Origin of the sequence: Thiomonas sp. FB-6 (genome assembly GCF_000377645.1) — a bacterium.
Taxonomy (GTDB): Bacteria; Pseudomonadota; Gammaproteobacteria; order Burkholderiales; family Burkholderiaceae_C; genus Thiomonas_A.
On sequence record NZ_KB898499.1, the window covers coordinates 33732 to 41454 of the forward strand.

Genomic DNA, 7723 nt, shown 5'->3' on the forward strand with positions numbered 1-7723 from the left:
ATGCCCCACCCGCTGCTCGACCCGCGCCGCCTGGCCATGCTGCACGCACTCGGCCTGGAACAGGCCTGGGTGCCGCGCGACGCGCTGGACCCGGCCGAACTGGCCGCGCTGCTGCCGCCGCTGCCCGGCGCCGCCGCGGCACCCACGCCTCAGGGCCGTCGCGCGCAGGTCTCCGACGCGCCCGGCGCAACCCGCGGCACGCCCGCCCGCGACGCCCCGCCGGCTGCCACCGAGCGGACCGAGCGGACCGAGCGGACTGAGCGAGGGCATGGCGCGCCGGTGCCGCCCCGCGAGGCGCCGGCCGCGCGGGCCACGCCCGCGCCGGTGAACGAGCAGCGCCTGCAGCAGGTGCGCTCGCTGGCCTGGGAACCGCTGCAGGCCTTCACCCACGACTGCCGCGCCTGCAAGCTGGGCTCGATGCGCCACCACGCCGTGTTCGGTGTCGAGCACCCGCAGGCGCGGGTGATGGTGGTCGGCGAGGCCCCGGGCGCCGAGGAGGACCGCATCGGCGAACCCTTCGTGGGGGCGGCAGGCAAGCTGCTGGACAACATGCTGCGCGCCTGCGGGCTGAGCCGCGCCGGAGAGGATCCGGTGCGTACCGTGTACATCGCCAACGTCATCAAGTGCCGGCCGCCCGGCAACCGCAACCCCGAGCCCGACGAGATCGAGCAGTGCCTGCCCATCCTGCAGCGCCAGATCGAGCTGGTGCGCCCGCGCCTGCTGCTGGCCCTGGGGCGCTTCGCGGCGCAGGCCCTGACCGGAAGCGCCGAGCCCATCGGACGCCTGCGCCAGCGCGCCTGGGACTGGCACGGCACGCCGCTGGTGGTCAGCTACCACCCCGCCTACCTGCTGCGCACGCCGCAGGACAAGGCCAAGGCCTGGGCCGACCTCTGCCTGGCGCAGGACCTGCTCGAAGGGCAGGGCGCCTAAAATCCGCGCATGCGCTTCCTCGACCAATGGCTCGCCGCTTGCCGGCGCAACTCCAGCCGCCTGTGCCTGGGCCTGGACCCCGAACCCGAGCGCCTGCCGGCGCCGTGGACCCACGACACCTCGCGGTTTTTCGATTTCTGCGCAGCCGTGGTCGACGCCACGGCCGACCTGGTCTGCGCCTACAAGCCGCAGATCGCGCATTTCTCGGCCGTCGGGGCCGAGGCGCAGCTCGAGCGCCTGATCCGCCACATCCGCGAGAACGCGCCCGGCGTGCCGGTGATCCTCGACGCCAAGCGCGGCGACATCGGCTCCACCGCGCGGCACTATGCGCGCGAGGCCTTCGAGCGCTACGGCGCCGACGCGCTGACCGTCTCGCCCTTCCTCGGGCGCGATTCGCTGGACCCGTACATGGAGGCCTACCCCGAGCGCGGCCTGTTCGTGCTGTGCCGCACCTCCAACCCCGGCAGCGACGACCTGCAGGCGCTGGGGCTGCGCGACGCCGAGGCGCCCGGAGAACGCCTGTTCGAGCGCGTCGCGCGCCTGGCCGCCGGCCCCTGGAACCGCAACGGGCAGCTCGGCCTGGTCACCGGCGCCACGCGCCCGCAGGACATCGTCGCGGTGCGCGCGGTGGCGCCCGACCTGCCGCTGCTGATCCCTGGCGTGGGTGCGCAGGGCGGCGACCTGGAGGCCACCGTGCGCGCCGCCGGCGACCGCTTCCTGATCAACGCCTCGCGCAGCGTGCTGTACGCGGCGCCCGGCAGCCAGTTCGCCGCCGCCGCGCGCGACGAGGCCGAGCGCCTGCGCGACACCATGGCCGAGCTCGCGCCCCTTTGAAGCTCCCGGAATCCTTCGCCTCGCCCGCCCCATGCCGCCTTCCGACCCCGCCTCGCCGCTGACCCATTTCGACGCTGCCGGCCAGGCCCACATGGTCGATGTGGGCGCGAAGGACGAGACCTCTCGCGTGGCCGTGGCCACCGGCATGATCCGCATGCTGCCGGCCACGCTGGCGCTGGTCGAATCCGGCAACGCGCGCAAGGGCGACGTGCTCGGCGTGGCCCGCCTGGCCGCCATCATGGCCGCCAAGCGCACCTCCGACCTGATCCCGCTGTGCCACCCCATCGCGCTGACCCGCGTGGCCGTGGAGCTCGAGATCGACCGTGCCGCAAGCGCCGTGCGCTGCACCGCGCGCGCCGAGACGCGCGGGCGCACGGGGGTCGAGATGGAAGCCCTGACCGCCGTGCAGGTGGGCCTGCTCACCGTCTACGACATGTGCAAGGCCGCCGACCGCGGCATGACCATCACCGACGTCAAGCTGCTGGAAAAGCATGGCGGCAAGTCGGGGGACTGGGTGGCGGGCGGCGCAACTCCTTGATCGACAAGCGTTCCGGCGCGTTTGCAGCGCGCTGGTGACGCTGATGGGGGCGTGCAGCACCCATCCCCTTCCCGAAGCCTGGAGAGCCCGCCATGGGGCTTTTGTCCCTCGTTTGTCCCAGCGAGGAACGACATGGCAGCTTTCCGCAAGCGCGGAACGGGGTGGCAGGCGCGGGTGCGCCGTGCCGGCTATCCGGATGAGGTGAAGACCTTCCCGACGAGAGCCGAGGCCGAGCGATGGGCTCGATCGGTCGAAGGGGAGATGGACCGAGGCGAGTTCGCCGATCAACGAGAGGTCGCGCGCACCACGCTCGGCGACCTGGTGCGGCGCTACATGGTCGAGGTGACTCCCAGCAAGCGCGGTGCGCGTGACGAGGTGATCCGCTTGAACGCGATGCTGCGCAACCGGATCTGCGGGCTCAGCGTGGCCAACTTGGCTCCTCAGGAGGTCGCTCGCTACCGGGATGAGCGCCTTCAGGTCTGCGGGGCAGCCACGGTGATTCGAGACCTGGCGGTGTTGTCCTCGATCGTGAACCACGCCCGGCGGGAGTGGGGCATTCGCATTCAGAACCCGGTCGCGCTGGTGCGCAAGCCGGCGGCACCAGCGGGGCGCGACCGCGTGTTGTCGGAAGTTGAAGAGCTGCGCTTGCTGGAGGAACTTGAGCCACGCGGGCGGCGGAATCCCTACATGCGGCCATTGGTGATTGCTGCCATCGAGACGGCGATGCGGCGGGGAGAGTTGCTGACCCTGCAATGGGAGCATGTCGATCTGGTCAGGCGCGTCGCATTCCTTCCGATGACCAAGAATGGGCGCCCGCGCTACGTGCCGTTGTCGTCACGCGTGGTGCGCGTGATCGAGTCGACCGGTTCGCCTCAACCTGGACGTGTCTTCCCGATCGGTATCGCTGCGATGGAGGCTGCCTTCTCGCGAGCGGCAGGACGCGCAGGTTTGCGTGGCTTGCACTTTCATGACCTGAGACACACGGCTACCAGTCGAATCGCGCGCAAGCTGCCAAACGTGATCGAGCTTGCTGCTTTGACGGGTCACGAGTCACTGCAGATGCTCAAGCGATACTTTCACCCGCAGGCGAGCGAGATCGCCCTCAAACTGGGATAGCGCTCGTGCGGTTGGCCGAGAACTACCCCGCAGGCTGGACCCGCTGAGGCACTCCTGCAGGATCAAGGACATCCGGGACCGGACACCTCGCCGCAGGCAAAGGCAGGACAAAGGATCCAGCTCTTAGGGTCAACGACAACAAGGCCATCGTAGGATGGCCTTTTCGTTTTGTCGGCTTCCGCCAGCACACACCCCGGGGCTTGGGCTTCAGGTGCTTCATCGCTCGTCCCAGCGTGCACCGCTGTCTGCCTGACAGTGTGGCAGGGTTCTGGCCAAATTCTCAACCCGCTTGTTGAGCCGCTTCACAACAACTCGAACTAGGGACACAACATGCTCGAAGCGCCCGCCCCGACGCCTTCGGCCACGACGGAGGATGCGGCCATCCACCTGATCGTTGACGCAATGGCAATCAACAGAGTGACTCTTCCGATGCTTGCCAGCGCGCTCGGCTATGAGTCGACGCAGATTGTTGGAAGGCTGCGCCGAACTGAGAAATTTGAGGACGCCTTCCTTGATCCCGATACGCGAGAGGTCTGCCGGCTTGGAGGCCCATGGAAGGTATGGGTAGGAAGGCGATTAAAACGAGGCCTACGCTTCTCGGACCTCGTCATTGACAAGGCGAAGCTCCCGTTCTTGCTTCAGGCCTTTTGTGAATCAAACGGCGAGCAAGCACGCCCCAAAACTTGATTCGAGGTTGACATGCGCCCCTGGGAGCGAAGACTTGGTGACCTGGCACATTTGGTGACATCTTGCCACGCCACCTATTTTGATCCGGATTTATTTCGGATGAATATAAATCAATTTCTGCAAACGGCGCGGACCGTAACCTTTCTAATCCAGAAGCGAAAAGCGGAAATCGTTGGTTTCAATGAGTGGTATGCAGAGAGCGTTCGCCGGCCTTGGGCCGACGACATCCTGATGCGATGGGCCATTGAGTCGAGGAACACAATAGAAAAAGAGGGCGACCTCGAACTGCACAGCACCCTATCTCTTTCTCTAGTATTTTCCTATTTTGAGGAGGAAGATCTGCAAGTTGATGTCGGTTGCGATCTTTTGCTTCACGCAAATCTAAAGAGATTAATTCGATTCGCGCAAAAGAACCTACCATCCGGGATATCCGACGCCGCCGTTGTTAAAATTGAGCGGCGTTGGATTGCGGCATCTTTGCCCGAGTGGGAGCTTTTGCGAGCGGTAAATTATATCTACGCGAAGCTGTTCGAATGCTGCGACAGCCTGGCGCACCACTTGGGATCCACAATTGACCTCTCAATTCGAAAACCCGAACCCCTGGAGTTGCAGCGAGAGCAGGCGAGGCAGGTTGAATATATAAAATTGAATGGCTTAGAGCACTTCCATTTGGGGCAGGAGCGTCTAAAGCGCGATGAGAATTTCGTGCCGCCGGGCGAACTTCTGCAACACATTGAAGCGTCTCAGCAGTCTCTAGGTGGTCAAAGGGATTTCCTTAGCGCCTTCAGTATGTTGGTTGACATGGCGGCGGCGACATTTAATCATTACGGAAATCACATCCCAATCCTTCATGTCTTCGACCACAACTGGCGTCCAATTTTAATACTATCAACAAACTTTGATGACCAAGCAGATAAATACATATTTTGGCGTCACGTCGGAGATCGAATCAGAAATCTTCGAGCGGCCGGGGTTATTTGGATTGGTGAGTCTTGGGTGCGCAGGCTTGAAGCGGGACATAGAACGCCGACGAGGAATCTCCCGATAATTGGCGAGCACCTTCAAATTGTCGGCGCTTCCGGCGAAGGCTTGGAAAAACGTATGGCGTTTCGTATAATACGCGAGGGCGACGCGCAACCTCGTCTGGAGCTGGACGAGTCAGAATCCGAAAACGGCCGCGTTGCAGAAATGAATTTCCTGCGCCCAGTTATGACCGCTTTGCGTGCCCCGCTTCTTCATCGCGACGAAGGCAGTTGAGAACTTTATATTGGCGGGCCTTTCTTATATAAGGATTATTTATCCACCCGCCAACGAGAGTGATCCATGGGAATCGCAAGCGTGGCTGGAGAACGTCGCCGCCTTCCGCTTATGGAAGAATCTAACGCGCGAGGCGTAATCCGACGGAAGAGGATGCCACCTGATCCGAAATACCACGAGCGTTCCGCTGAACGGCCATCGACATCGCGCGCCCTCGGAACTCGAGATTAATTTCTTACAAGGCGAGGATAAGCATTAACCGGCACCACGAGCGGCGCCTCCTCCAGGGATTTCTGACCAAAATTTCTCATGATCGCGTTTCTGGCGTCAGACTCCAGGAGATCGACATTTGACCTCAATCGATCAGAGTCTATCGAAGAGAGTTCCAAGGCGAATATATTTCGCTGGAAAATGATTGGCGACGCCGAAGAAACGGAAATCTCGATTCGATAACCTCCGGGTATCCACCAAAAATTTCGTTTGCGAAATTGAAGCAAATCACGATACTCTTGAGTCCGAAATATCTCTTCAATGCTTCCGGAGCCTGATCGAATTGTGTCGATGCGACTCACTACGGCGATGGAGAGCCTGTCGTTTTCTTTGGAATATTCATCATCCAGCGTTAGGACCATTTTATCTTTTACGTCATCGGTGCCAACCTTAAGAGCGACCGGGATTTGCGCCCGCTTAACAATTTGCTTATTTCCATAGGCATCCGTTATTTCGCTTATAGTCTCATTTAGGCCGGTCCAGGTAAATTCCTTTCGCGCGCCATCGGATCGCGTAACTTGGAGCGCGAAACCTGTAATCAGGGCGGCCTTTTGGCTGGCGGAAAAGACGAATCCTATATTTATCGCCGAACCGAAAGAGCCGTAGCAAATTTCGGCTGTTGCGGCTGGGAAAACAACCACTTTCGATCGCGAGAAGAAGCTGATAACCCAGGTAACAAGCTGCGGGACCCAAGCGGCGGCACCTATCAATGCGAGCCAATCAGTCAGTTTCACAACAACCCCCGAGCATTAAGTGTCGCATTACGATTGACGGAGAACATTTCCGCTCCGACCTGCAATTTTTGACAGTATCTCACGTAGAGCGTCACTGCTGGGCCAAATGCCGCTGCACCTGCCCCAAACACCACGCCCCACCCCTCGGCGCCTTCAGCCCCATGTCGTTCAAATACACGACGATCGCGCGTCGACTCATCCCCTGGGCAAGACACCCGTCCAGAACAGGCTTCAATCGCTCTCTGAACGCTCTGGCGGCACCCTGACGTGCCCTGGTATGCCTTGCGAGATTTGCCGGTCCTGTGGCCCCCAAAACGACGCCACGGGCCTTTGCTGCAGCCAATGCCGCCCTGGTCCGCTCGCTGATCTGGTCGCGCTCCCACTCGCTCATGACCGCGTGCATCTGGATCATGACCTTGTTCGCGTTGGGCATGTCGACCGCGACGAAGTCCACGCCGGTCTCGATCAACCCGCTGACGAAGTGCACGTTGCGAGCGAGACGGTCCAGTTTCGCGATGAGCAGGGTGGCACCTGACCGTCGACACAGCTCCAGTGCCCTGCGCAGCTCGGGACGCCTGTCGAGAGCGTTGGCCCCCTTGCCGGTCTCGATCTCAGTGAACTCGGCCAGCATCGTCTCGCTGCGCCCGCTGGTGTAGCTCATCACGGCCTGACGCTGTGCTTCCAGCCCGAGACCAGAGGCTCCCTGCCTGCTGGTGCTGACTCGGTAGTAGGCGACGACGGCTTGCTTCCCCTGCATGCTGCTCTCCGGTTGCTGTCCTCATTCCAGGACGCTCGTCCTGTATGTGGACACGATGGGTCCAACCGTAGGACGCCGGCGTGTGCAGGCCAAGGACGGCGCCGGCGAGGTGTTGCTTCGGCGAGGATGGGGTTGACGCCGCGAGCGTCATCTCCCCGGCGCAGGAGATCGATGTCCTATAAGAACAGGCGAGACTTGGAGGTATTGCGTTCCTCGTTCCGACCCTGGCAGCGCCGATCCTTACATCTGGGACCGATACGCCGAGGGGCGTCGAACATCCCGTTCAGCGCCCAAGTGCACGGAATCGGCGTGGCGCCAACGCGACCTAAGGCAACGCTGAAGAAGCACCTGTTTTTGCAGAAGCCGGGCCCTACGATTTCAGGATGCGGGAACTCGATTCGATGAGGGTGATTTGGCGCCCATCGGGCCTCATTCGCGAGCCTTTCGACCCGCCTTGCGCCCTTATGGACGCACCTGTGCCATGAGCCGATTTCGGCACATGAAGATGTTGCTCAAGGCCAGCGCGGCGAACGCGCGCGTCGCGTTCTTATCCAGTCCGCGATAGCGCACCTTGCTGAAGCCCCACAGCCGCTTGATGAC

General features: G+C 62.3%; 8 protein-coding genes and 1 pseudogene. 6 read left to right on the top strand and 3 right to left on the bottom strand.

The genetic code is table 11. The features are described from left to right. The 6 genes from D466_RS0116000 (at position 1) to D466_RS24100 (ending at position 5362) form a co-directional block, all read left to right on the top strand. Positions 1–930: a uracil-DNA glycosylase gene (locus D466_RS0116000; RefSeq protein ID WP_018914719.1), complete on the top strand. Its 930-nt coding sequence runs from the start codon at positions 1–3 to the stop codon at positions 928–930. 9 nt (positions 931–939) lie between these two features. After that, the gene (gene pyrF / locus D466_RS0116005) at positions 940–1764 is read left to right on the top strand and encodes an orotidine-5'-phosphate decarboxylase (RefSeq protein WP_018914720.1); all 825 of its coding nucleotides are present in this window, start codon (positions 940–942) and stop codon (positions 1762–1764) included. 31 nt (positions 1765–1795) lie between these two features. Further along, positions 1796–2302 carry a cyclic pyranopterin monophosphate synthase MoaC gene (gene moaC / locus D466_RS0116010; protein WP_018914721.1) on the top strand — a complete coding sequence of 169 codons (507 nt, stop codon included), beginning with the start codon at positions 1796–1798 and terminating at the stop codon, positions 2300–2302. A 132-nt stretch (positions 2303–2434) separates the two neighbouring features. Beyond that, positions 2435–3418 (top strand): site-specific integrase, encoded by a 984-nt coding sequence (locus D466_RS0116015; protein WP_026285368.1) that lies wholly within the window; start codon positions 2435–2437, stop codon positions 3416–3418. 330 nt (positions 3419–3748) lie between these two features. Beyond that, positions 3749–4105, top strand: coding sequence for a hypothetical protein (locus D466_RS24095; RefSeq protein ID WP_156004364.1), 357 nt, complete (start codon positions 3749–3751; stop codon positions 4103–4105). A gap of 12 nt (positions 4106–4117) precedes the next feature. Beyond that, positions 4118–5362: a hypothetical protein gene (locus D466_RS24100; RefSeq protein WP_156004366.1), complete on the top strand. Its 1245-nt coding sequence runs from the start codon at positions 4118–4120 to the stop codon at positions 5360–5362. 227 nt (positions 5363–5589) lie between these two features. On the opposite strand, the gene D466_RS24105 is transcribed toward D466_RS24100, so the two are convergent. From D466_RS24105 to D466_RS24110, 3 genes and pseudogenes are all read right to left on the bottom strand, one after another. Beyond that, positions 5590–6366 (bottom strand): hypothetical protein, encoded by a 777-nt coding sequence (locus tag D466_RS24105; protein WP_156004368.1) that lies wholly within the window; start codon positions 6364–6366, stop codon positions 5590–5592. Between the two features lie 91 nt (positions 6367–6457). After that, positions 6458–7123 (bottom strand): recombinase family protein, encoded by a 666-nt coding sequence (locus D466_RS0116020; RefSeq protein WP_018914723.1) that lies wholly within the window; start codon positions 7121–7123, stop codon positions 6458–6460. Positions 7124–7585: 462 nt separating this feature from the next. After that, positions 7586–7723: pseudogene (locus D466_RS24110) on the bottom strand (IS5/IS1182 family transposase); the annotation flags it as partial.